Source organism: Streptomyces sp. NPDC034103 (genome assembly GCF_055575395.1).
On record NZ_JBVISS010000026.1, the window covers coordinates 1 to 23770 of the forward strand.

Sequence of the window (23770 nt, forward strand, 5' to 3'; positions counted from 1 at the left end):
CCGGGAGCGCCGAGCTGACCACCCATGACGTGGGGCTGGCCATACTCGGCCCGTTGCAGGAGCTCGACCTGGTCGCTTATCTGCGATTCGCCTCCATCTACCGGGCGTTCGACTCGCTCGACGACTTCGGCGAGGCCACCATTTCCTGGCGCGACCCGGCATAAGCGGATCAAACGCGCATCACGGGATGATAGTACGGGAGGAAATGACCTCTGAGCCGTCCGCTGGGAAGTATGATGCGGCCACGTGCCGACCGGGGGGAGGCAACGATGCACGAACGTCTTCATCCGTTACTGGGCGTCAGATTGCTTTCCGGCGGCCCGAACACCACCCGGACCGCAAACGCACGGGTACGAGCTCTGTCCGAACGACAAGGCGATTCCGCCCCGTTGGGGGGGCCGTCGGGAGAACCAGCGGACGTCCGCCCCTGCACGGAGATCGCTGGGGCGGCACGTAGACGCCCTCTGTGGGACGTTGCGATGAAACGTACGGTCTACGTCGTCTCGGATCAGCGGGACAGGGATTGCGTCCTGAAAGTGGTGACACCGCTCAAGGATGCGGACTTCGACGTCGTGCACAACGAGGCCGTGGGCGTGGGCGATTCGTTGATCGGTACTGCGACCAGACATCTCAGCGGCGGGGTTCCGGTCGTTCTGTGCGCCACTGTGTATGCCGTCGCCTTCAAATGGGCCAGGAAGATCGTCGAAGCCGCGCACGCCATCGACGACAGCAAGGTCTTCGTGGTGGAGATGGTTCCGGGCCTCGATCTCGACCGCTTCTCACTCGGGACGGTCCACGCCCGGCATTACGAGGATCCCTCCCTCGAAAGCTTGATAGCCGCTCTGGATGCGCATTTCCCGAAGGAGGCCGCTCCGTCGGACCCCGCGCAACCACAAGACGCCGTGGACTACATGGACCAGACCACGTCGTCGACCACCCCGAGTATCGAAGCTCTTGCCGAGTTCCGTGGCCAGTTGCGGCAGGACATCGCCGCGGCCTACCCCAAGAGCCTGAGCGCCGCGGAGTTCCTTCGATTTACCTCCCTGGTCCGCGAGGACAGGCTCACCAGGGTCGGCGTGCTCATCGTTTTCGAGTCGGTTGAAGCAGCGTTCGATGACGTTGCGTTGGCGGTAGATCTGCCGGTCGAACGTTGGCGGTCGCCCGCCGCGGCGGCCGCGGTTGTGGCGGTGTCGCTGCTGGTCGGTCTTCTCCGGGATGGTCTGCGCGATGCCGCGTTTGCGCAGCGGGCGTGGAGCGGTGGAAGGAGCTATGGGAGCAGGACCGCCGCTTCGAGCCCCTCCAGGACGCCGTGGGCCGGATGGACACCCGTGCCGCCGGCCACGCGGACGCCGTGACCATTCTGCGGCGGCACGGTATTCCGGCGGTCAGCTGCGATGCCTGCGGGCATGCCGTAACGAACCGTCACCCTGCTTGGCGCGGTATGTGGGTTGACTTCCAGGGCGATAAGTACGGGCCACTGTGTCCCGCGTGGGATGACTCAGCCCTGGAGACGGAAGACGAACTGGACAGCCTCGCCATCGGCGGCCCTCACCAAGTCGATGAAGCGGCCCTGAACACACGGTAGGCGCAGACCAGCCCAACTCCCACGCCCGTGCCGCCGGTCCCCTCCCCGCTGGCCGACGCCTCCGGAGGACGCTCGGCCGCACTGCCGACCGCGTCGGCGCGGTGAATGCGGCGAGCCCAATTCGCGCAGACGGCCACCTCGGAACAGGGCATTCCAACTGGCGGTGAGGGAGGCGGCCAGCAGGGGCACCTCGGCGCGGAAGTCGGGCCGGGTAAGGCGGGCGCCGGCCATGCTTCACAACAATCAGCAGTGATCAGCACCCTAACCAGCGGCCTGGGTGTCCCAGATCGGACTCAAGGGGGCCGCCCTCCACTCGGCCGGGTGATGACATGGCAAGGGCGGAACCCTCCCAAGACGCCGGGCGTAGGGCCGTACATGGACCCCAATAACGAGGCGCACGTGGGTGAGTCCGGCCTCCTGGTCGTCGACGTGGCGGCCGCCGACGACGCCACCGCCGTCACCTTTCAGCGGCTGCTCGTCGAACGGTGGGCGACGGCGGTAGCGGAGCGGACGACGCGGGATGCGGGGGAGCCCGGCGTCCGGCTGCGCTGCTACCTGGACCTGTCCCAGACAGTCGGCTCATAGCAGCGGGGCTTCTGTCAGCGCCCAGTGCTAACCCCTCGCCCAGTGCCATCTACCAGGGGATTCACCACGTCGTCAGCCCAACCGCCGTACCCCAAAGGCAAGTTGAAAAGGGGTCCCTGGCTCCAGCATTCCTTTGCTTAGTCAAAGAATTCGATGGTTGTCGATCCGGTCCCCCCGGACGGTCCGCCGCCCTATGCTGATGGTTCGTCAACAACACTGTTGATGCGAGGTTTCGCACGCATCGGGGGACGCGGCGTGAGTACCACACCACCGCACGCCAGCGAGGCGACCAGGCTGCTCTGCGCGGGCACCTACCTGGATCCGCGGTACCGCGACCAGGTCATCGAGCAACTGCATCTCAACGAACAGCGGATCGTGGCGCCCTCGCTGGGCCTGGACGCGGCCCGCGTCCTCGCCCACGCCCTGCGCGCCCGCCGCCAGGAGCTGCTGTGGGCCGGGCTGATCCTGGGCTTGTGGGTGGTCGGGCTGCCGCTGACCGGCGGACTGCTGTTCATATTCCTCGTGCCCAGCCTGATGCTCGCCCTCGCCTCCCGGATCCGGGGCCGTGCCGCGCAGCCGCCGCTGTACCGCTGGCTGCCCGCTCTCTGGCTCCGCTGGTCGGGCCGGTTCACTTTCGCGTTGTTCCTGCTCGTCACCCTCGTCGCCGCGTTCGGGGCCGGGAAGGAGAACGATCCGTACGACTCGTCGAGCGGCGACGTGGACGGCTGGGTCGACGGGCTGTTTCGCGCCCTGGCCGCGGCGGCCGGAGGTATCGAGGTCTGGCGGGCCTGGCTCGTGCTCGTCCTCTTCGCGCTGATCGCCCTGTGCATCGCCGTGCAGCGCGGCCGGTTCGCACGCGCGCTGGACGCCGAGCTGTCCCCGCGGCGCTTCCCGGACACGGCTGGCGACCCCGCCGAGCAGGACGAGTCGCCGCGGTTCCAGCGCCTCAAGGAGCGCATCCGGATCGAGCAGCACGCCCCGCTGGTCATGTACCACGAGCAGCGCCCCTTCTGCGGGGCCGGGCTCGCCTTCGACACCTGGGTGATCGCCGTCGAGCTGAAGCCCGACAAGGAGAAGAAGCAACTGCCCCTGAACAACCGGGCGATCCTGGAGAAGATCCGGCCGCTGCTCGAACAGCTGCGGCTGCCCTCGGAGTTCGCCGGGTATCCGGTCCGGGACCGGCTGCGTCGGCTGGAGATCGACGAGTGCGTGTTCCTGCCCGTCGAGGGGCTGCGCCGGCGCGAGGAGGCGCCGTACCACCCGCAGGTCTTCGAAGAACACCGGGCCCGCGCGGTCGAGGAGGGCGGCGAGCGCCGCCGGCACTTCCTGCGTGTGCGCGTCGGCGGCTGGGAGGAGGAGCTGGTCGTCACGGTGTTCGTGCGCGTGCACACCCAGGGCCGGATGCTGATGCTGGAGATCGCCCCGCATGTACTGCTGCCGGTCCGCGAGGACTTCAAGGACGCCGACCGCACGGCACACAACCACCGGCACAACAACGTGCTCGGCAAGGCCGTCTGGGCCCTGGTGCGGGTGCCCGGGTCCGCGGTGCGCTCGCTCGTCGTCCTGGGCCACTGGCTCGGCTCCGTGTGGCGGCTGCTGACCGGCGGGTACGCGGGCGCGCTGCCCGATGGTCCGGCGCTGTCGGTGCGGGAACTGGGCTCGGCGGAGGACTCGTCGCTCTTCCAGGGGATGGACCGCGCCCGCTACCTCCGGAGCATCCAGGACCGGGTGGCGAACGGAGTGACGACCGCGCTGGCCGAATGCGGTTACGAGACCGGCGAGTTCGTCCAGAGGGTCGTGCACAACTACGGCATCTACAACGAGGGCGACGTACACAACAGCAGTCTCGCGGCGGGCGACGGGGCCACCGCGATCTTCAACTCATGAGCGGCGGCACGGGAGTCGTGTCACGGGGCCGCGTCACGGAAGGAGGCGGGTATTGATGGCCAGGGACGAACCGGGCATCCACATCAGCGGCGGGGTGCACGGCAGCGCGTTCGCCGTCGGCAACCACGCGCGCGCCGAGATGAACCAGGGCGCGGCCGTCCCGCGGGACCAGGCCGCGGAGGAGCTCCTGATCGCCGTACGAGAACTCCGCGCGGATCTCACGAGGTTGCGGGCGTCCGAGGCCACGGCCGCCCTCGACAGGGCCCTCGCGGAGACGGAGGAGGAGATCGTCACGACCGGCCGGGCGGCGCCGACGCGACGTGAGCGGCTGCGTCAACTCCTGGACGACTCGCAGGCGTTGGTGGGTCTGGTCGCGTCGGCCGGGGCGGTGGCCGGGTTACTGGGGATGTAGGCCGGCCTGCTGCCGGCGCGGAGCGAAGGGGGACGGGATGGGCGGGGCGCGGTACTGGAACGACGAGACCCAGCGCTGGGAGGAGCCCGACGGCGGGGGCGGCTCGGCGGCGCCGACGGCACCGCCGCCGAGCCGGCCGGGGTATGCACCGCCCTCGCCGAGCGGGCCGTGGCAGGCATCGCCCCCGCCCCCGTCCCCGTCAGCGCCCCCGCCTCCTCCTTCGGCCGACTGGCCCGGAACCGGTGAGGGGAGCACTTGGCAGGGGCCGAGAGCCCACGACGGAGGCGACGGCGTCTGGTCGCCGGACGAGCCGATCGTCGGGCAGCCCGCGTTCGTCCCGGGACCGGCCCCGGCGGCGGCAACCGCCGGCTCGTGTGGTCCGTCGTCGGTGGAGCCGTCGTTGTCGGGGTCGCCGTGGCGCTGGTGCTGACGACCGTCGTCGGGGGCGGTGACAAGCCGTCGACCGCGGCGAGTTCGTCGCCGGTGGCCACCGTCTCGCAGCGGAGCGATCCGTACACGGCGTCGGAGTCGGCATCGGCATCGACATCGGCCGAGCCGACCGTGGGGGCGTCCGCCTCGGTGCCCGAGCTGGACGCCGGGTACGAGCTGTACGACGACCAGGAGGGTTTCCGCGTCGGGCGCCCCGTCGGGTGGTCGCGCACGACCGCGCCGTCACAGTTCGGCATCGCGGTCGTCACCTACGACAGCCCCGACCGCGAGCACCGGATCCAGGTGTACCAGGTGGAGGAGGCCACCCCGCAGGCGTCCTTCGACGAGTTCCTGTCCGACCGGGTCGGGAAGGCACCCGGCTTCCGGGAACCCGACCTCCAGCCCCTGACCGACGGCCGGTTCACCGGCCTGCGGCTGGAGTACCTCGCGAATTCCGTCAAGGACGCCCCCGACGTGGGCATCTGGCACGTCTACGACGCGCGCTTCGTCGTGGACGGCGGCGACAGGTTCGCGATAGCCGTCTACGGCCCGCAGGCGAACGGCGGCACGGACGAACTGGAACTGCTGGACACCGCGCTGGAGGGCTTCTGCCCACCACACGTCTGCGAGCCCGTCTCCCTGGACTAAAGAGTGCCGCGCAGGGAGCTGTGGCGGGCGCCGGCGATCGCGTTCCGGATCAGGCTCGGGTTGGCGAAAGCCGAACCGCCGGTTCAGGCGGCATGTTCCCACTCGTCCCGGCGTGGGTCTTCGTCGTCGGCCGGCGGGTCGTCGGCGTTCTTCTCGCAGGCTCGCAGTGCCGCCCAGGCGAGGGCAGCCGCACCGGTCAGGAACCAGGGGGTGGGCCAGGTGTAGGGCCACCAGGGGGTGCGGGGGTCGAGCAGGAGGTCGGCGGCGGCGGTCGCCATGGCGGTGGCGAGGCTCCAGCACAGCAGGCGGCCGGTGTACTGGACGGCGCGGGTGAGCCGGCCGGGCGTGGTGCGGCGTGGGCTGCGCGCGCGGCATGCGGGCGTGGGTCTGCCCGGATCGGTCATCGCGGGAAAGTCCTCTGCTCGAGCGGCGGCTGCTGCCGCGGATGCGGTCGGGCTCACCGGACGCCGTAAGTGTGCATTCGGTGAAGTGCCGTGCACAGGGGCGTTCTTGGGGCGGGCGCGGCCTACGAGACAACTTTCCTCTCGGGATGTTTCCGCATGAACCAGGACACAGTGTGTCGTCTCTTATGGTCGAAGTCGCAGTCGAGCGGACTGAACTTGTCTGGAATCCGGCGGAAAGAGGCAGGTCGGAGTGCTCAAAGCAGGGAAAGGAAGCGCTTTCAGTCAAGTCGCCTGTCACATCCAAGGCTGGAACTGAGTATTCCTCAGGTTTTGGGCGCAGGTTCGTGCCCGCTTGCCCTGTTCTGGCGTTCTGAAGAGGTAGGGCCGATTCCGGCCCGTATCAGAACGCGTTCGGGGGGCACATAGCGCCGTTTTGTGTGTCTCCTGTGACAGCTTGTGCGTCGTCTGTGACCGCTGGGGTCACGGTTTCTGACTTCCTGTGGGGGGAAGCTGATGCAGTCACGTGCTGCGCGCACGCCTTCTCGGCATGCCCGGAGATCATCCAGAACCATCCTCACCGCCGCCATCGCCACCGCGGCTTTAGTCGTGGCCGCCGCACCCGCTGTGGCGGCCCCGTCCGAACCCGAACTGCCCAGGCAGGAAAGCCCGTGGACCAGCCCGACGAAGGTCGACAAGCCTGCGACGCCGACGGGCGTGACGAAGGCCCCGGCCTCCGAGGCGGAGGCCGGGGTGCCGGCCGAGGTCTCCGCTTGGCGGGCGGCGCAGAAGGCCCGCACCACCGGCACCGCGGCCTCGTCACGCAACGCCGCAGTGGCCACCCCGTACCTGCCGGAGGGGCAGGGGCAGGTGCCCTGGCACCGCATTCTCGACACCCGCCTCGACGATGCGCTGGTAGCGCGGGTGAACCTGTCCAACGGCAACCTGATGCTGGCGGCCACCGACTTCGACATCGCCGGCGTCGGCCACAAACTCCAACTCGCCCGCACCTACAACTCGTTGGAAGCCCCGTGGGGCAAGGTCTCCCAGCACTGGTGGCAGGGCTACGAACGCTACCTCCAGGTCAACGACGGCGAGGTGGACGTCTTCGACGCCACCGGCGACCTGCTGCGGTTCACCGCGAAGACCGGCGGCGGCTACACCACCCCCACCGGCTACTCCAAGGACCTGACCAAGAACGCGGACGGCACCTACACCCTGACCGACCGCAAGTCCGGCAGCCGCGACACCTACGACGCCAACGGCACCCTGACCAAGGTCACCGACAAGAACAAAGGCACGATCACCGTCGACCAGCACGACGAGACCGGCGAGCACAAGGGCTTCAAGCTCACAGAGACCCGCTCCGGACGCTGGATCGACCTGGTCAAGACGTACCCGAACCAGTGGCAGGCCAAGGACCACACCGGCCGCACCGCCGTCTTCGACCTCGACCCCTCCGGCTATCTGGCCAAGGTGACCGATACGGCGGGCAAGGCCACGGCTTACGGGTACGACGGGGACGGCCGGGTGACAAAGGTGACCACCCCGGAGGGCACGGTCACGGTCTTCACCTACGACGACCACAACCGCGTCACCTCGATGCTGCGCGCGACGGAGTCCACGAGCAGCGGTCACACCGGCCCGACGTGGCGCTTCGACTACTCCGCCGCCCCGGCGGCCGCGGGCACGACGACGGTGACCGATCCGGACGGCGACGACACGGTGTACACGTACAACGCGGACGGCGAGGTCACCAAGGTCACCGACCCGCTGCAGCACTCGCGCCACACCAAGTACACCAACCACCTGACCCAGACGGCCACCGACGCCATGGGCACGGGCGCGGACGGCACCGGCGGCAACGTGACGACGTACGGCTGGGACTCCCGCAACAACGCCACCTCCGCCAAGCTCCCGATGGGGGCGACGGCGTCCGTGACCGCGTACCAGTCCGTCGCGGGCACCGACCTGCCCAACGACTTCACCAGCGCGGACGGGCGCAAGGACAGCTTCACGTACGACACCAACGGCAACACCATGTCGGTGACCAGCTCAGGCACCGCCGGCGCCACCCGCTCGTACACCTACAACAAGGCCACCCCCACCTGCGGCGGCTTCGAGGGGCAGCGCTGCACCGCCAAGGACGGCAACGGCAAGACCACCTCCTTCACCTACGACGCCAAGGGCAACCTGTCCAAGGTGACCCCGCCCGCTCCGCTGGGCACCACCACGTACACCTACGACGACCTCGGCCGCGTCGACACGGCCACCGACGGCCGCGGCATCAAGACCGTCTACGTGTACGACACCCGCGACCGGGTGAAGAAGGTGTCCTCGACGAACGGGGCCGTCACCTTCGACTACGACGGCGACGGCAACCTCAAGTCCCGCACGGACGCTTCCGGTACCACCGGCTGGGACTACGACAAGCTCAACCGCGAGCACGTACGAACCCTGCAGAACGGCGCGCAGACCGCCCTCGCCTACACGCCAGGCGGGGACGTCGACCACTACACCGACCCGACCGGCAAGACGGACTACACCTGGGACAAGGCCGGCCGCCTGGACTACCTGACCGACCCGGCCGGCAAGAAGACCGACTTCACCTACGACAACAACGACAAGCGCACCACGACCATCTATCCCGGCGGTACCACCCAGTCGTTCACCCTCGACAAGAACGGCCGCCCCTCAGCCATCAAGACCACCTCGGGCACGACGACGCTGGTCGACCTCGCCTACAGCTACGCCAGCGCGGGCAAGGACACCACCAAGATCCGCACCCGCACCGACAACGCCACCGGACGCAAGACGAGTTACACCTACGACAGCCAGGAACGGCTGTCCTACGCACTGGAGGCCGACGCGGCCGGCGCCCGCACGGCGTCCTGGCTGTACTGCTGGGACAAGGCCGGCAACCTCACCGCCCAGGACGGCACCGCCACCACCTGCCCCACCACCCCCACCTGGACCTACAACGACGCCAGCCAGCTGACCGCGCAGAACGGCTCCACCACCGGCTGGTCCTACGACAAGGCCGGCAACGAGACCGCCGGCGGACGCACCGCCGCCACCGCCCGCAGCAACGAGACGTGGACGGATTACAGCCAGCTGTCCGCCATCACGCACGGCGGCACGAACCACGACCTCGTGCACGCCGGAACCGATAACTCCGAGCGTACGAAGCTGGGTTCGACGTGGTTCCACCACACCGCGCTCGGACTTGCGTCCACGACGACCAACGGCGCCGACACCGGATTCATCCGCGAACCTGCGGGCACGCTGAATTTTATGACGACTGGGGGGAAGTCCTACTACTACCTCACCGACGCCACCGGCAACGTCCTCGGCCTGGTGGACGACGCGGGCAAGCGCACGCACACCTACGCGTACGGCCCCACCGGCCTGCCCCGCGGCACCACCACCGAGGCCATCCCCCAGCCGTTCCGCTACAGCGGCGCCTACCTCGACCCGACCGGCCTGTACAAGATGGGCCACCGCTACTACGACCCCCAGATCGGCCGCTTCACCCAACCCGACCCCTCCGGCCAGGAACCGAATCCCTACCTCTATGCAGGGGGCGACCCGGTGAGCAACAGCGACCCTTCGGGTCTGTTTTCCCTCGGTGGTGCCCTGGAAGTGGCGGGTATTGCCCTAACGGTCGGCGCACTGGCGGCCTCCGGCCCGCTGGGAATCGGTCTCGGCCTCGCGGCGGCCGGTACGGACGTCGCCGGTGCGGCCGTCAGCGGGGCGTCCGGTTCCGAGATCGCTGGGGTGGCCGTAGTCAGCGCCTTCACACTCGGTGTCGGAGGCGGCGCCAAGGCCCTGTCGAAGGGGAGCGCGGTCGCCGGCCGAGCCGCCACAGGTGTGGACGCTGGATACGCGCTCCTCGGATATGGGGCCAACAAACTGATCACGAGCTAAGGAGTCAGCACTATGACCTTTGCGGCGGGCGGGGCGAGCAGCGGCAGCGCGGTGATCAGCGTCATCTTGGGCATCGTGTTCATCGCGGCGGTACTGCTGGTGGTGAAGGCGAAGAACCGCAAACGCTGACGCAGCAGTCCCAATCGGTCACTGCGGGGGAGAGCGTGGATCAACACTCTCCCCCGCGGTCTCGCCTTGGAGGGCTACGTCGCTGTGTGGTGGCTCAAACGCCGCACTGGCCATGGTGACTGACCACGAACTCATCAAACGAAAGCGTTGATCTGCGGATCTGCGCAGAATCGGGGAAGGCTGACAGGTTCGCAACCGTACGCAACTTTTGCGGGCTGGCTGTGGCCATCATCTGTGCACCTGTCACATCCTGACCTGCTCGACTGGGTCGGCCTGTCTTTCGGCGGGCACGCAGGCCATCGCCCTACTGCCGACGTCCGGCAGCCGGCCGAGCTCGTGACCTTGGACTCCGATGACGACGCGCCCAGCCGGATAGCTCCGGGTCACCCTGGCTCGGTAGTACTCCGTTGGGAGGCGGCCGCGCTGGTGTCGGCCGCCTCCGGGCGGCACGCTGCGTCATGATGAGTGGGCACGGCTCTCAGGCGAGCCCCGTGCCGGCCATCGTCCGATCCGATGTGCCGGGCGCAAGGAGCGTAGGACTGCACCGGCCTGTCCCAGAACACCATTTGCCTCGTTGAGCGTGACCTCCTTTCGTGTTCGACGTGGTTCCACCACACCGCGCTCGGCCTCGCCTCCACGACGACCAACGGCGTCGACACGATGCGGTTGATCGGCAGGAGTGTGCCGTCGAGGATCACGAATGCCTCCGTCGATGGGACCCGGATCGCTTCGGTCAGGGTGGGCGCGAGAGTTGCCAGGAGTTCGACAGCCTCGGTGGCATACCGGTCGGCGGTCGTGGTTCCGATACCGAATCCGGCCGCGAGCTGGGCAAGTGCGAGCAGGGCCTGGCGGACGGGGTTCAGACGCCTCCAGCGGGAGCCGATCGCGCGACGGTGCTGCGGCAGACGGGCGGACAGGAAACGCAGGGTAGAGCTGGACACGTCGACGTCCGACGGGTAGGCAAGCATGCGAAGCCTCTGGTGGAGACGGTTCTCTTGGTCGAAAGCCCATCTACCAGGGGCTTCACCACGTTGTCAGCCCAAACGTCTTGCTGCTGCTGAAAGTTGGAAAGGGATCCCTCTCTGCCTGGGTGGCTGGTATGTTGGAATTCTGTCGCTGACGGTACATCAGCTTGATCCTTTACAGCACTTGTGCACTAGCCAAATGAACAGCTACGGCGACGGTTCGGAGGGCACCATCTATGAGTCCAGATGAAATGCGCGCAAGGATTGCAGAACTGACTGCCGAGGCTGCGACCCTGAGAGAATTTGCGGAGGCTGCAGAACGGGGCGAGCACGACGACGAACAGCGTATTGCTTCTAGTGTTGCGCGAATGCTCCCCATCCCCGAGGCGAAGAAAGGACTTTTTGGGGGAGTAAAGGGAAAGAGCCGACAGGAACAAGAGCAGGAGTGGATTGAGCAGGTTCGACAGGTTCAACGGAGCACTCTCGCACTACGGGCGATCAACCGAGTGACCGAAGAAATCTATCCGGAGATCCACGAGTTGCAGTTCAAGCTCTCAGGTCAGTAGCCAGGGACGCCACAGACCGTTCTCGAAGGCCACGAATATCCAACTGATCAGCTCGGCGCGCTCGGGATCCACACCGACCTGGGGCATCGACCAAACCGAACCGCGATGCCACAACCGCCTCCCACCCCTGAACTACAGTCAGATCAGCAGGTAAGGGTAATTGGGGTAAACCCGGGTGGTGCACGAGGTTGACAGATCATCGAACCGGCGACCGGGGATCACCCCGTCCCATTCTTCGGCAGGGTCAAGCCGAAACGCCGAGGCTAGTCCCGCCAGTCCCACCCGTGCCGGCCGAATAGGTACGAATCGCAACGCTCGAACCAGAGGATGGAAACCAAAGATGGCACTTGAAGGCTGGATCGAACCGCGGAGTCATTACAAGGCAACGGGACAGGTCAGTGGCGGCAAGATGACTGGCGCGACCGTGAATGATACCAACGGGAGCACGATCGATCGGAACGCGACCTTCGATTCGAAGGATGCTTTCTTCAGTTGGGCGAGGAAGCGGGCTGGTATCAGCTAGGCCATGCCGACACATGGAGCCGTGAGCCGGGTTGGCGATCGAGCTAACCCGGCCCTTTTGTTAGTTCAGCGTGGTCGTGCCAGGGGGCCATGCACGGGTGACGGCCAGTGCGAACTGTCGTTGCTCCTTAGGCCACCACGTGCCAACCGGAGCAGACAACACTATCTCTACTTGCCAACTCGTGAGTGTGATCCGGGTGAACGCCGATTCTGAGCTTGTTCTTTATCTACCAAAATCTTCCGGGCTTGCCGATCAGGGCCCCGACGTTTTCCTGGCTCGCACGGACTTGGGTGTTGATGCCGGCGGCGTGCCCCAGAAGTAGGCGGCCATGCGCGGTTGGACGCCGGGCAGATCACGCTCAACGCCGACGGCCGCCAGCTGATCGCCTATCCCTGGTCGACAACCGTGGACGCGGTTCTGGGAGACCTGCTGTTCATCGACGGGTTCAGCTATGTACGTGGTTGGGGAGCAGAGCCGGTACAAGAAGCTCGCGGGCGCTGCCGGAAGCCGAGCACTGTATCTGGCGGCCGCCACTGCGCTCGCCGTCGTGGCGGAGGTACGGGCCGCGGCCTTCCTCGAAGCCAGGAGCCAGCCAGCCACCGCCACAGGCCTGCCGCTTGCGTGAACCGGTCCGGTCCCGCTCGGACTTCCCGCAGGTTCTCACCGGAATCCCCAGCTCACAGGAGGGTGATCAGGAGAGCGAAGGTCAGAAGCGCTGGCTGTTGCAGGGCCTGATCGGTTGAATACATGCCGTTCATCCCCGCTGCCTTCCGCTCCGCGAAGCCCTTCGGCCTGATGTGCTCCAACCAACCAGCGCACCGGCCATCGGCGATCGAAGAACGTGTGCGTCACTGCGGACAGAGCGAACCCTGCGGCCAAGACGGTCCAGGACATCTGGAGCGGAATAACGGCCGAGACCAGTGCCAGCGTCACGGCCATTACCAGGTGGTACTGGGCTACGTGTCCCCGGCACGCGCCCCAGCCCCGCTGCGGGCTCACGCCGTCGGCGACCTCGGCCGCCGACGGCGCCGCCTTCTCCTCGGCCTGCTGGTCAGTCTGCCCGATCACGTGGTCCACGAGGTTGTGACCGACGGAGAGAACCGCCCACACCGCCCCGAAGGTCGCCAGGGTCGCCGGCGAGCTGCTCGATGGAGGTCATCGGGCACCTCCTGCCGTCAGGAGACCGTGGTCCAGAATCAGGGCATGGACGTCCCCAAGCTCCTGGAAACCGCTTCCCTGCTGGTTCCTGAGAAGATCGCCACTGAGAACGACATCACGGTGAGCGACGTCTGGGAGTACCTCGCTCACGACGAGTGGGAAGTGGCCCTCGATCTGCTGGAAGAACTCGGCGACGTCCGCCCGCTTCCGCTCAGCTTCTGGGAAACCCTAGCCACCGCTGCCGAGCAGATGCGGCTGGAGAAGAGCGCGGCCTGGTGCCACTGGCGCGCCTTCGAGACCCGCCACGGGATTCTCCGAGCCGACCTCACCCTCCGCCCGGCCACCGAAGCGCGACGACAGACGCCCATCTCTGGCGCTGGCGTCCTGCGACCGATGTGGGACATCGGCCACCGGACCGCGACCGGCGAACCGGTTCTCAACATTGCCCGGCTCTGGGTGGAGTTCATGCCTCTCCTGGAGCCCGGGGAACATGCCTCGGTACGACTCGCGCCCCTGGACCCCGCGCAGTGGCAGCACCTTCAGCCCGGACAAGTGATCACCATGCACGAGGACCAATCGGTGGCAGGCACGGCAGTTGTCCTGGAGATCCAGCGTCCCCCGGCCCCGTTCGCCACATAAGAAGGAGCGCAGTCGACTCGTGCCGTTGGTGCAGAGAAGGTCAGTCAAGTACGTGCCGTTCAGCCCGGCCGTCTGCAGCTCCGCGAAGCCCGTCGACCCGGTGTGCTTCGTGTCGGTAGGCTCGGATATTCATCTAGGTGGCCTAGCGCTTCAGGTGGTGTCAGTGGGCAAGGGCAGACTGAGCGCATGACCGCATCTCGCAGCGTTTCTACCGATCAACCCCGCTAGCGCTGCGTCCATGTCACCCCCGGCGGTGAAACGCCGTTAGCTCTCGAATGCCCTCTCCAAGCGCCGGCACAAACGCCGGGCCACGCTCTTGTGGCCTGCTCTGGCAGGTTCGTTGGGCTCAGGCACAGCTCCTGTTGTAGCAGTGCGCGCGTGCAGGGACTGCCAATGCTGCCGTGCGTGGCAGCGGAGCGCCACCGGTGCAACGAGGCCGCTGCCCCGCCACAGCCCCGATCAGACGGGCGAGTCCAGGGAGCGTCAGCAGTACCCGATTGCTGCCGCTGGAAGGCTCCTTGACACGCCAGTTCGGCGTGGACCCGCTGCGGCAGGACGTCGGAGGAAGCCCACTGTCTGAGACACGCTGAGGCTGAAAGACCCGTACTGTGTACGGGACACATAACGCAGTCGACAGCCGTGTCGTCGAGCAGCTGCCGCCCCTCTTCCTCGATCGTCGGGAACGCGGCTGTCAGGTCGTTTCCGTTACGGCTGCGCACGGCGACGTGGCCGTCGGCCCACCGGTCGGCCAGCGCCCGGTGGCAGTGCCATTTGGGCTGCGTCGCGTGGACCGCGGGCAGCGCCGGGTCGCTGACCGGCACGGCGCGCATCGGCTGGGGGAGGACCTGGCGGGGGACGGTGAGGGCATGGTCGACGTGTTCCATCCCCAGCACCGTGGGACGGCACCCTGGCCCCGGACGGCCGATGCAGATCCTCTGGGGGATGCTCGCCCCGGCTTGGGGGTCTGGATGGCTGTATCACGCCGGGCGGTGAAGAACCGGGGGTGGACCGGGGACCTCCGGCCGCCCTGTGCCCGCGGGAGGGCCCGGCATTAGAGTGCCCGTATGAACAGGCAGGCTCCGACGCTGGAGGATGTCGCGCGGGAGGCGGGGGTCTCCCGCGCCACTGTGTCGCGGGTCGTGAACGGCGTGCGCAACGTCGATCCCAGCATTCAGGAGCTGGTCCGCAGTGCGATCGAGCGGACGGGCTACACGCCGAACCGGGCCGCGAGGGCGTTGGTCACCCGGCGCACCGGGGCCGTGGCTCTCATCGTCTCCGGTGCGGGCGACGCCTTCGCCAGCCGCGTGTTCGCCGACCCGTTCTTCGGCCGTGTCGTCAACGGCGTCGTGGGGTATCTCCGGGCGCGCGCGATGCAGCCGGTGCTGTTGTTCGCCGAGTCGCAGGTGGCCAAGGAGCAGGTGGTCGACTACGTGCGGCAGGGCAGTGCGGACGGTGCGCTGGTGGTGTCGGTGCAATCGGACGACCCGCTGCCGGACATGCTCCTGGATGCCCGTGTTCCCACGGTGCTGTTCGCAGGTCCTGCCCGGTCGGCGCCGGTCAGTTGCGTCGACCTGGACCACTACGCGGGCGGACGCCTGGCCGGAGAACACCTCCTGGCTCGGGGCTGCCGCCGTATTGCGGCGATCAGCGCTCCGCTGGCTCTCAGGGCCGGGCGGGAGCGCCTTGCCGGATTTCGCGATGCCCTGGCGGACGCTGGGCATGACAGTCCTCCGGTGGCCGAGGGCGTCTTCACGCTGGACAGCGGGGCGGCGGCCATGGCCACGCTGCTGCGGGATCACCCTGCGGTAGACGGCGTGTTCGCGGCCAATGACCTGATGGCCCAGGGCGCCTGCCAGGTTCTGCGAGAACTGGGCAGGCGCATACCGCAGGACGTCGCCGTCGTCGGGTTCGACGACTCGAGCATCGCCGTGACGTGCCGGCCGCCGCTGACCACGGTGCGCCAGCCGGTGGAGGACATGGCGGCGGCCATGGCCAGGATGCTGGACGAGCAGGTCCAGGGCGCCTGTACCGAACCCCGTAGCCTCGTCTTCGCACCCGAACTGGTCGTACGCGAGTCCGCCTGACCCGGCACGCGTTCCGCCGGGCGCAGATCGGGCGTGGCCCTGCCGACGGGTGTGCCTTCGCGGCAGCCGGCGGCAGGGCCATGCCCGGTCGGTGCGGTCAGGTGAGGGACTCCCGGTGGGCGCGGATGATCTCCGCGTAGCGCAGGCCGCTGGTCTTGACGGTCCGGGTCTGGGTCGCGTAGTCGACGTGGACGAGGCCGAAGCGCTTGTCGTAGCCGTAGGCCCACTCGAAGTTGTCGAGCAGGGACCAGGCGTAGTAGCCGGCCAGGGGTGTGCCCTTGCGGACCGCCCGGGCGCAGGCGTTCACGTGCTGTTCCAGGTAGCGGGCCCGGTCGGGGTCGTGGACCTCGCCGTCGGGGCCGACCGTGTCCGAGAACGCGGAGCCGTTCTCGGTGACGTACAGCTTGCGCACCCCGTAGTCGTCGGTCAGACGCAGCAGCAGGGCCTCCAGGCCGCCGGCGTCGATCTGCCAGTCCATGACGGTGCGCGGTACGTCGGGCAGCCGGACCTCGCGGGCGTGCGGGACGGGGCCATCGGGGTCGTCGGTGACGGTGGCCGGGAAGTAGTAGTTGAGGCCGTGCCAGTCGAGCGGCACGGCGATGGTCTCCAGGTCACCGGGGCGCTCCGGGAGGTCCACTCCGTACAGCTCGCGCATGTCGGTGGGGAAGCCGCGGCCGTAGACCGGGTCGAGCCACCAGCGGTTGGTGTGGCCGTCCATGCGGGTGGCCGCCGCGATGTCCTCCGGGCGGGTCGAGGCGGCCTCGACGGTGGAGTGGTTGGTGACGAGGCCGATCTGTGCGCCCGGTGCCGCCGCGCGGATCGCCTGGGTGGCGAGGCCGTGGGAGAGCAGCAGGTGGTAGGAGGCGTGCACGGCGGCGGTCAGGTCGGTGAGGCCGGGTGCCATCCGGCCCTCCAGGTGGCCGATCCAGCCGGAGCACAGGGGTTCGTTCAGGGTGGCCCAGTGGGTGACGCGGTCGCCGAGCCGGCCAGCGACGACGGAGGCGTAGTCGGCGAGGTGTTCCGCGGTCTCGCGCACGGTCCAGCCGCCGCGGTCCTGGAGCGCCTGTGGAAGGTCCCAGTGGTAGAGGGTGACGTTGGGTGTGATGCCCGCGTCGAGGAGACCGTCGACGAGCCGGTCGTAGAAGTCGAGGCCGGCCGCGTTGACCGGTCCGTCGCCGCCGCGTATGACGCGGGGCCAGGCGATGGACAGGCGGTAGGCGTCGGTGCCGAGTCGCTTCATCAGGGCGATGTCCTCGGGCCACCGGTGGTAGTGGTCGCATGCCACGTCGCCGTGGTCGTCGTTGTCGACCTTGCCGGGGGAGTGGGAGAAGGTGTCCCAGATCGACGGTGCCCGGCCGTCCTCGGCGACGGCGCCCTCGATCTGGTAGGCGGAGGTGGCCGTGCCCCAGGTGAAGTCGGCGGGGAAGGCGGCGAGGTCAAGCGAGTCGGACACAGAGGGCCTCTCTCGGGTGGTCGGGCGAAGCAGGGCGATGTCGAGACCGCGGCGGCTGCCCCTCCACCGCATCGGAGAGCGCTCTCCCAACAGTCCGACGAACGCGCTCTTTCCGTCAAGTCCCTCCGTCCGCCGGCGAGGTGAGGGTCTTGGGCAGCCGGAAGGGGCCCGGCGACACCCGTGCTGAGCGGGTGGCCGGGCCCCTGGGAACCGGCAGGTCAGGGCAGCCGGTGGTCCGCGTTCAACACCGCGCCGCGCTCCGGGTGGTTCTGGTCGTAGCCGCGCGTGTCGCACTGGAGGCCGCCCACGATGCAGTGGTCGACCAGCGCCTTGAGGGTCCGCTCCTCCCAGGCGTTGAAGAAGTCGTAGTGGAAGGAGTAGCCGCGTCCACTGGCCAGGCGGACGTCGCTCATGTCGCCGTTGACCGGGAAAGCCATCTTGAACTCGATCATCGGCAGGGCGACCGGGTGGGAGGCCGGGCACATGTTGTCGTTGGTGCCGGGTTTGACGACCGTGTACGCCATGTGGCTCTTGTGGTCGGGGGTGTCGAGGTACTTGCCGTCCCAGCAACTCGGCGCCTGGAAGCGGATGTTGAGCTGGACGTCGGGCCGACTCGGGCAGCTCGCCGGGAAGTCGACGTTGAAGAAACTGTCACCGCATTCCCAGCCCTCGACGAACCCCTTGTGGCTGCGGAACTCCTGGGCGCTCTGCATGGGGTCGCCGACGACGAACCGCAGTCCCGTGGGGAAGGGCCGCACGCTGGTGTAGTCGGTGACACCGGCCTTGTAGTAGATGACCTGCGGGCCGACGGGGAGGATCTTCTTGTCCCCCTTGTACAGGGACGGCATCCAGTACGCGGAGGCGTCGGCCGGTGCGAGGCAGGTGGTGTTGCCCCCGTAGAGGCTCGATGTCGTGCTGCCGGCGTTGGTCGTCGTGTTGCCCATGAAGGTGTGGTCGTGGGACTTGCCCGGCTGCCCCGGGTACACGATCGGGTCGTCCGGCGCGGTGTGCGTGACGGAGCAGTTGGCCTGGAACTCCTTGTGGTAGCGCGGCGGAGGTGTGGCCGTGGACGGGGTCACTCCGGTGACCTGGGGCACGGCCGGTATGTATCCGTCGCCGTCGGGGTCGTCGGCGGACGCCTGGTTGGACACCGCCATGGTGTGCCCGGTGTGAGTGCCGGCCGAGGCGCTACTGCCCGGATCGGCCGCGGTGGCGACCGTGCCCAGGCCGAGGATCACGGAGAGGAGAGAGCCGCCGACAAGGAGTGTGGGGAGTCGTTTTGAACGCCATCTCATGGAGGGCCTCCAGCCCTTGGGTGGGGAGGGTGGGGACCCGGCAGGGGGCTGAGCGCAGCCCCCTGCCGGGGTTTGGCGTGGTGCGTCAGCTGTAGACGCCGAACTCGTGCAGCGAGTAGCCCCAGCCGGTGCCACGCGCCGTCAGGTGCAGTCGTACGTGTCGTGCGGTCGCCGCGACGTCGATGGTGTCGATGTCACCGTTGCCGGTCGTAGTGGTGTGCACCGTGCGCCAGGTGTTTCCGTCGTCGGACACCTGGACCTCGTAGGACTTGGCGTAGGCCGGGTCCCAGACCAGCTGCAGCTTGCGGATGGCGGTGGGGGCGCCGAGGTCGACGCGGATCCACTGCGGATCGCTCCAGTCGCTGGCCCAGCGGGTGTCGGCTCTGCCGTCCGTCGCCTTGGCGGGCTCGCACGGGCAGTCGCCGTACGACGCCTGGAAGGAGGAAGCGGTGGTGGGCTTGTTCAGCGCCACGTTCGTGCCGGTGACCGGTGGGGCGACGACCTTGACGGACTTCGTCTCGATGCCGGCGTTGCCGTGGCCGTCCTCGGCCTGGATGTACACCTTCCACACGCCGAGCTTCTCGGGGGCCGTCACGGCGAACGTCCCGGTGCCGGTGGAGCGCCACTTGGCCTCGACCAGGCGCTTGTCGCCGTTGGCGTAGTTGCCGCTGAGGAAGACCTTGTAGGTGATCGGGTCCCCGTCGGGGTCGCGGACGTCGGCGCGGACGGTGAACTCTCCGCCCGCCGGGGCGGACGAGGCGGGGCTGACGGCCATGTTCGTGATGACCGGGGGCGTGTTGTCACCGCTGGTCGATCCGGTGTAGGCCCGCTTGACCGCGTAGTAGGACAGTCTCTTCAGCCCGTCGGGCACGAGGTTGAACCAGATGCCGCCGAAGTCGTGCTCGACGCCGTAGTGGAAGAGGGTGGCGCCGAGGGCGACGCCCCGGTGCCCGGTGACGCACTCCCAGGCTTTGGTGTAACCCGCGGCCTTCTGCACGTCGGTCGGCTCGTCGGGGATGCCGTTGGCGTCGTCCGGTACCTCCCACTCCCCGGCCGGTCCGCCCTCGGTGATGATGTACGGCTTGGTGTAGCCGCCCTCCTCCCAGTCCTCCTGGACGCCGCAGATGTCGCCGTAGGAGTTCATCGAGTACAGGTCGAGGTCGGGCGCGTTGCGCTTGTAGTACGGCCAGGCTCCGGTCCAGGCGTCGGTCGAGGTGACGGGGTGGTCCGGGTCGATGGAGTGGATCTTCTTGGCGACGTCGTTGACGAAGCCGGTGTAGGCGTTGCGCTGCGTCTCCAGCTCCGTGCCGCTGTAGCAGTTCTGCAGGCCGAGGACCGACTCGTTGCCGACGTTCCACATGAGGGTCGCCGGGTGACTCTTGTACGCCTCCACCCACTTGGCGAACTCGGTGAGCATGTTGTTCTTGTACGTGGTGTCGGTGACGTAGTTGACGCAGCCGCCGGAGCCGGGGCCGCCGCCGGGCTGCAACCAGAAGCCGTTGACGACGCGGATGCCGTTCGCGGCGGCGCTGTCGAGCAGTGGCTTGGTGCCGCCGTCGGTGCCCCAGGTGCGGATCGTGTTGACGCCCATGGACTTCACGTCGGGCATGTACTTCGGGGCGTCCGCGATGGCGGGACCCCAGGTCAGGCCCTTGACGGTGTACGGCTGGCCGCCGACGGTCAGTTGCCAGTTCCCCTGGGAGCCGGTGACCTTGACCGCTCCTCCTCCTCCTCCGGCGGGCGGTGTGCCGTCCGTGGTCCCGTATACCTGGAACTCCCACAGGGAGTAGCCGTAGCCGCCGGAGCGTTCGGTGCCCAGCATGCGTACGTAGCGGCCGGCGCCGGAGACGGCGACCTCGTCGGTGCCTCCGTCGCCGCCGGTCACGGTCTTCAGGGTGCGCCAGTCCGTGCCGTTGTCGGACGCCTGGATCTGGTAGCTCTTGCCGTACGCGCCTTCCCAGGTCAGCACGACACGGCTGAGGTCGGCGCGCTGTCCGAGGTCGACCTGGAGCCACTGCGGGTCGCTCCACTGGCTGGCCCAGCGGGTGCCGGTGAGGTTGCCGTCGACGGCCGCCGAGGCTGCGTACCCGGCGCCTTCCTGGGAGGAGGCGGTGGCGGGCTTGCCCTGGGAGAGCAGGGTCTCCGCGGCCTGGGCGGACGGAGCGGTCAGGACGAGCGACGACGCCAGCAGGGTGCCGAGGGCGAGCAGGGGCACGCCGGCACGGCGGCCGACTGGTTTGCGATACGAGGAGGCTCTGAACACATCTGCTCCTGGCGGGTTGGGGAGAGCCGATGGGACGGGGCTGTTGGAGCACCGCGTGATGGCCCTTCCGGGCCGGGTCGCGGGGATGTCATCCGGCCCGGAAGGGAGTTGTGGTGGCTCGGTCAGGGGTAGGACACGACGGTGGACGGCACGGTCGAGGTGCCGGCGGGCACCGTGGAGGCGCCGGTGTCGTTGATGACGTGGTTGTAGTGGCCCATGCCGCCGAGGGAGACCACGAGGAGGCTGTGGAACTTCACCCCCGGTTTGACAGGCGTCTTGAAACCGTGGTCCTGGCGGATGTTCGGGTCGACGTTGTAGTTGCAGTAGCTGCCCAGGCCCCATGCCTCGTGGGTGTTCACCGAGTCGTCGACCCGGTAGGCGGCGTAGCCCTTGGTGTCACCGTTCTGGATCGCGGCCTGGTTGGGCGCGTCGTACGCCTTCTCGTTCTGGTAGAAGATCGTTCGGCCGCGTTCGCCGTACCACTCGACGTCGTACTTGTTGAAGTGCTCGACGAACAGGCCGGTGGCCAGCACGTCGTCGCCGTTGACACGCACGCCGTAGTCGGCCCGGTTGGTCTCCCAGCCGACACCCTCGCCGTGGTCGGCCCGCCACACCCAGGTGTGATCGATGATCGTGTCGTCGCTGTTGACGACGATGCTGGTGGTCGCCTTGCCGGCACCCGCGCCGCCGATGCGGACGTAGACGTCCTGCACGGTGGTCGGGTTCGCGGCGTGGTCGGCGGACGCGCCCTGCGGGCCGACCTCCAGCAGGGTCGGGGAGTTGACCGGTCCGGCGTCGATCAGGAAGCCGGCGAGCCGCACGCCGTCGACGTCGGCGACCTTCATCGCGGTCACCCCGTTGTCCGGGATGATCGTGGCCAGGCCGAGGCCCAGCACGATGGTGTTGGCCCGGTTGACGTTGATCGTCTGGTCGACGTGGTAGATGCCGGGGGTGAACAACAGGTGCAGGCCCTGGGCGAGTGCGGCGTTGATGGTGGCGGCGCTGGCACCGGGCTTGACGACGTAGAACTTGCTCAGCGGGATCGACTCGCCCTGCGGGGTGCCGCTTGCCCAGGTGGTACCGCGGGCGTTGGTCCGCTTGGCGGGGGCGAAGACCTTGTACTCGGTGCCGTCCAGGTAGAGGAAGGGCTTCTCGCGGGAGATCGGCGTCGTGTCGAGCGTGGTGTAGCGAGGCTCCGGGAAGCTGGTGGCCGGGGCACCCTCGACGCCGGAGAAGACCTGGTTCCAGACGCTGTTGGACCAGCCGCCGATGGAGCTGTCGCGGGTGTACCACTGCTGCTGCGAGTAGTTGCCGACCTGGCCGTCGATCTTGCTGTCGGCGATGTAGCCGCCGCTGGCCCAGCCGTAGCCGTTGGGAGCGAGGTTGAGACCGCCCTTGACGTGCATCCGGCGGAACGAGGCGGCCTGTGAGACCGCCCAACGATTGGTACCGCTGACCGGGTTCACGGCGAGGTTCTCCGCGGCGCGCCAGAAGTTCTGGGTGGCATTGCCGTTGAACCAGCCGGCGTCGACGGTGACGTCACCGTTGATCGTGGTGTCGTCGGGGCGCAGGCCGAGGCCGGCGATCTGGGTGTAGAAGCCGATCTGGGCGTTGAGGTTGTTGTAGGTGCCCGGTTTGAAGAGGAAGGCGTGTCGGCCGGAGCCGAACTGCGCGGACTCCTGCGCATTGAAGACCTGGTCCAGCTTGGCCTGGATGCCGGGCGTGGACGGGTCGAAGATGTGGACGTTCGGGCCGAGGTCGCCGCCGCCGGGGATGACCGGTCCGGGATCGTCGCCGGTGGTGCCGTACACCTTGAACTCCCAGAGGGAGTAGCCGTATCCGGTGGCGCGGACGGTGCCGAGCATGCGGACGTAGCGGGCTGTGCCGGAGACGTTCACGGTCTCCGTGCCGCCAGTACCTGTGGTGGTGGAGTAGGCCGTCGACCAGTCCGTGCCGTTCTGGGACGTCTCGATGCGGTAGGCCTTGGCGTAGGCGGCCTCCCAGCGCAGTTCGACCTGGGTGAGGGAGGCGGGGGCGCCGAGGTCGACGCGGATCCACTGCGGGTCGGCGGCGGCGCTGGACCAGCGGGTGCCGTTGTCGCCGTCGACCGCCGCGGTCGCCGGGGTGCCGTAATGCTCCTGGCTGGAAGCGGCGACCGGCTTGCCCTGCGACAGCAGCACAGGCGCGGCCTGGGCCTCCTTGGCGGGGGCGAGGGCGAGAAGGGTGGCGGCCAGTGCGGTGACCATCACGCCGACGAGGCCGCGGCGGCGGCCGGGTCTGCGTGGCAGCGCCGCTGGGGGTATGCCGACTGTGTGCATGAGGAGACTCCTCGACATGGGACTGAAACGGGAGAGCGCTCTCCGGAACCTTGCCTGTCACGCCAATCGCGGTCAAGGTTCCGGACACGACTTTTCTTTTGGCTTTCATTAAGTGCGGGTGCTTGGGGGGACGGACTCCCTGAGAGGCACCGGGGCGCGTCTCAGCGTTGCGGGAGGAGGGGCTTGACCGTGCCCCTGAACCCGCGCAGCATCCGGTCGGCGCTCGCCCGCTTGGCCGAAGGGAGGGGAGATCAGCCCGCTCACCCGTGGGCCTGGGCGAGCGCATTGGCGCGTCGAGCGTCGGGCGCCTCGGCGGCGAAGGTCGTGCTGTGCAGGCCGGACCGTGGACGATGCCGGTCGCCGCGTGTGCGACCAGGGATCGGGCGATCCAGGCGATCATCTGGAAGCCCGCCCGAGATCGGTAGAACCGTGGTCGTCTCCGGAGTTGATCACAATTCAGGTGCCCGAGCATGACTGGCGTCCGGGCGGGACCGTCACCCTCC

The 23770-nt window shown here is 68.2% G+C and carries 13 protein-coding genes and 2 pseudogenes; 8 read left to right on the forward strand and 7 right to left on the reverse strand.

The annotated features are described in order from the left end of the window. Positions 1-1088 precede the first annotated feature (1088 nt). Positions 1089-1250 (reverse strand): annotated as a pseudogene (locus tag ACZ56U_RS38365) (IS5/IS1182 family transposase); the annotation flags it as partial. 710 nt (positions 1251-1960) lie between these two features. On the opposite strand from ACZ56U_RS38365, the gene ACZ56U_RS38370 reads away from it, so the two are divergent. The 4 genes from ACZ56U_RS38370 (at position 1961) to ACZ56U_RS38385 (ending at position 5546) form a co-directional block, all read left to right on the forward strand. Beyond that, positions 1961-2170, forward strand: a complete 210-nt coding sequence (locus ACZ56U_RS38370) for a DUF6207 family protein (RefSeq protein WP_469088571.1) — start codon at positions 1961-1963, stop codon at positions 2168-2170. Positions 2171-2425: 255 nt separating this feature from the next. Next, positions 2426-4057 (forward strand): hypothetical protein, encoded by a 1632-nt coding sequence (locus tag ACZ56U_RS38375; RefSeq protein ID WP_469088572.1) that lies wholly within the window; start codon positions 2426-2428, stop codon positions 4055-4057. A gap of 55 nt (positions 4058-4112) precedes the next feature. Further along, on the forward strand, positions 4113-4469 hold the full coding sequence (locus ACZ56U_RS38380) for a hypothetical protein (RefSeq protein ID WP_469088573.1): 357 nt from the start codon (positions 4113-4115) through the stop codon (positions 4467-4469). Positions 4470-4841: 372 nt separating this feature from the next. Then, a complete protein-coding gene (locus tag ACZ56U_RS38385) occupies positions 4842-5546 on the forward strand; it encodes a hypothetical protein (RefSeq protein ID WP_469088574.1) in 705 nt (234 codons plus the stop codon). An 83-nt stretch (positions 5547-5629) separates the two neighbouring features. Here the strand turns inward: ACZ56U_RS38385 and ACZ56U_RS38390 are convergent, their stop codons facing one another. After that, the gene (locus tag ACZ56U_RS38390; protein WP_469088575.1) at positions 5630-5950 is read right to left on the reverse strand and encodes a hypothetical protein; all 321 of its coding nucleotides are present in this window, start codon (positions 5948-5950) and stop codon (positions 5630-5632) included. A 513-nt stretch (positions 5951-6463) separates the two neighbouring features. Here ACZ56U_RS38390 and ACZ56U_RS38395 point away from each other — a divergent pair. Further along, complete coding sequence (locus ACZ56U_RS38395; RefSeq protein ID WP_469088576.1) at positions 6464-9874, forward strand: RHS repeat-associated core domain-containing protein; 3411 nt, start codon at positions 6464-6466, stop codon at positions 9872-9874. Positions 9875-10656: 782 nt separating this feature from the next. On the opposite strand, the pseudogene ACZ56U_RS38400 reads toward ACZ56U_RS38395, so the two are convergent. Then, positions 10657-10971: pseudogene (locus tag ACZ56U_RS38400) on the reverse strand (IS5/IS1182 family transposase); the annotation flags it as partial. Between the two features lie 233 nt (positions 10972-11204). Here ACZ56U_RS38400 and ACZ56U_RS38405 point away from each other — a divergent pair. The 3 genes from ACZ56U_RS38405 to ACZ56U_RS38415 all read left to right on the forward strand — a co-directional run bounded on the left by ACZ56U_RS38405 (position 11205) and on the right by ACZ56U_RS38415 (position 15938). Next, positions 11205-11534: a hypothetical protein gene (locus tag ACZ56U_RS38405; RefSeq protein ID WP_469088577.1), complete on the forward strand. Its 330-nt coding sequence runs from the start codon at positions 11205-11207 to the stop codon at positions 11532-11534. Between the two features lie 1726 nt (positions 11535-13260). Beyond that, on the forward strand, positions 13261-13854 hold the full coding sequence (locus ACZ56U_RS38410; protein WP_469088578.1) for a hypothetical protein: 594 nt from the start codon (positions 13261-13263) through the stop codon (positions 13852-13854). 1064 nt (positions 13855-14918) lie between these two features. Continuing rightward, the gene (locus tag ACZ56U_RS38415; RefSeq protein ID WP_469088579.1) at positions 14919-15938 is read left to right on the forward strand and encodes a LacI family DNA-binding transcriptional regulator; all 1020 of its coding nucleotides are present in this window, start codon (positions 14919-14921) and stop codon (positions 15936-15938) included. 97 nt (positions 15939-16035) lie between these two features. Here the strand turns inward: ACZ56U_RS38415 and ACZ56U_RS38420 are convergent, their stop codons facing one another. The 4 genes from ACZ56U_RS38420 to ACZ56U_RS38435 all read right to left on the reverse strand — a co-directional run bounded on the left by ACZ56U_RS38420 (position 16036) and on the right by ACZ56U_RS38435 (position 23267). Beyond that, positions 16036-17391, reverse strand: coding sequence for a GH1 family beta-glucosidase (locus ACZ56U_RS38420; protein WP_469088580.1), 1356 nt, complete (start codon positions 17389-17391; stop codon positions 16036-16038). A 218-nt stretch (positions 17392-17609) separates the two neighbouring features. Next, positions 17610-18686 (reverse strand): DUF1996 domain-containing protein, encoded by a 1077-nt coding sequence (locus tag ACZ56U_RS38425; RefSeq protein WP_469088581.1) that lies wholly within the window; start codon positions 18684-18686, stop codon positions 17610-17612. Positions 18687-18771: 85 nt separating this feature from the next. Next, entirely contained in the window at positions 18772-20949 is a 2178-nt protein-coding gene (locus tag ACZ56U_RS38430) for a discoidin domain-containing protein (RefSeq protein ID WP_469088582.1), read from the reverse strand. Positions 20950-21071: 122 nt separating this feature from the next. Continuing rightward, positions 21072-23267 carry a discoidin domain-containing protein gene (locus ACZ56U_RS38435; protein ID WP_469088583.1) on the reverse strand — a complete coding sequence of 732 codons (2196 nt, stop codon included), beginning with the start codon at positions 23265-23267 and terminating at the stop codon, positions 21072-21074. Positions 23268-23770: the final 503 nt, after the last annotated feature.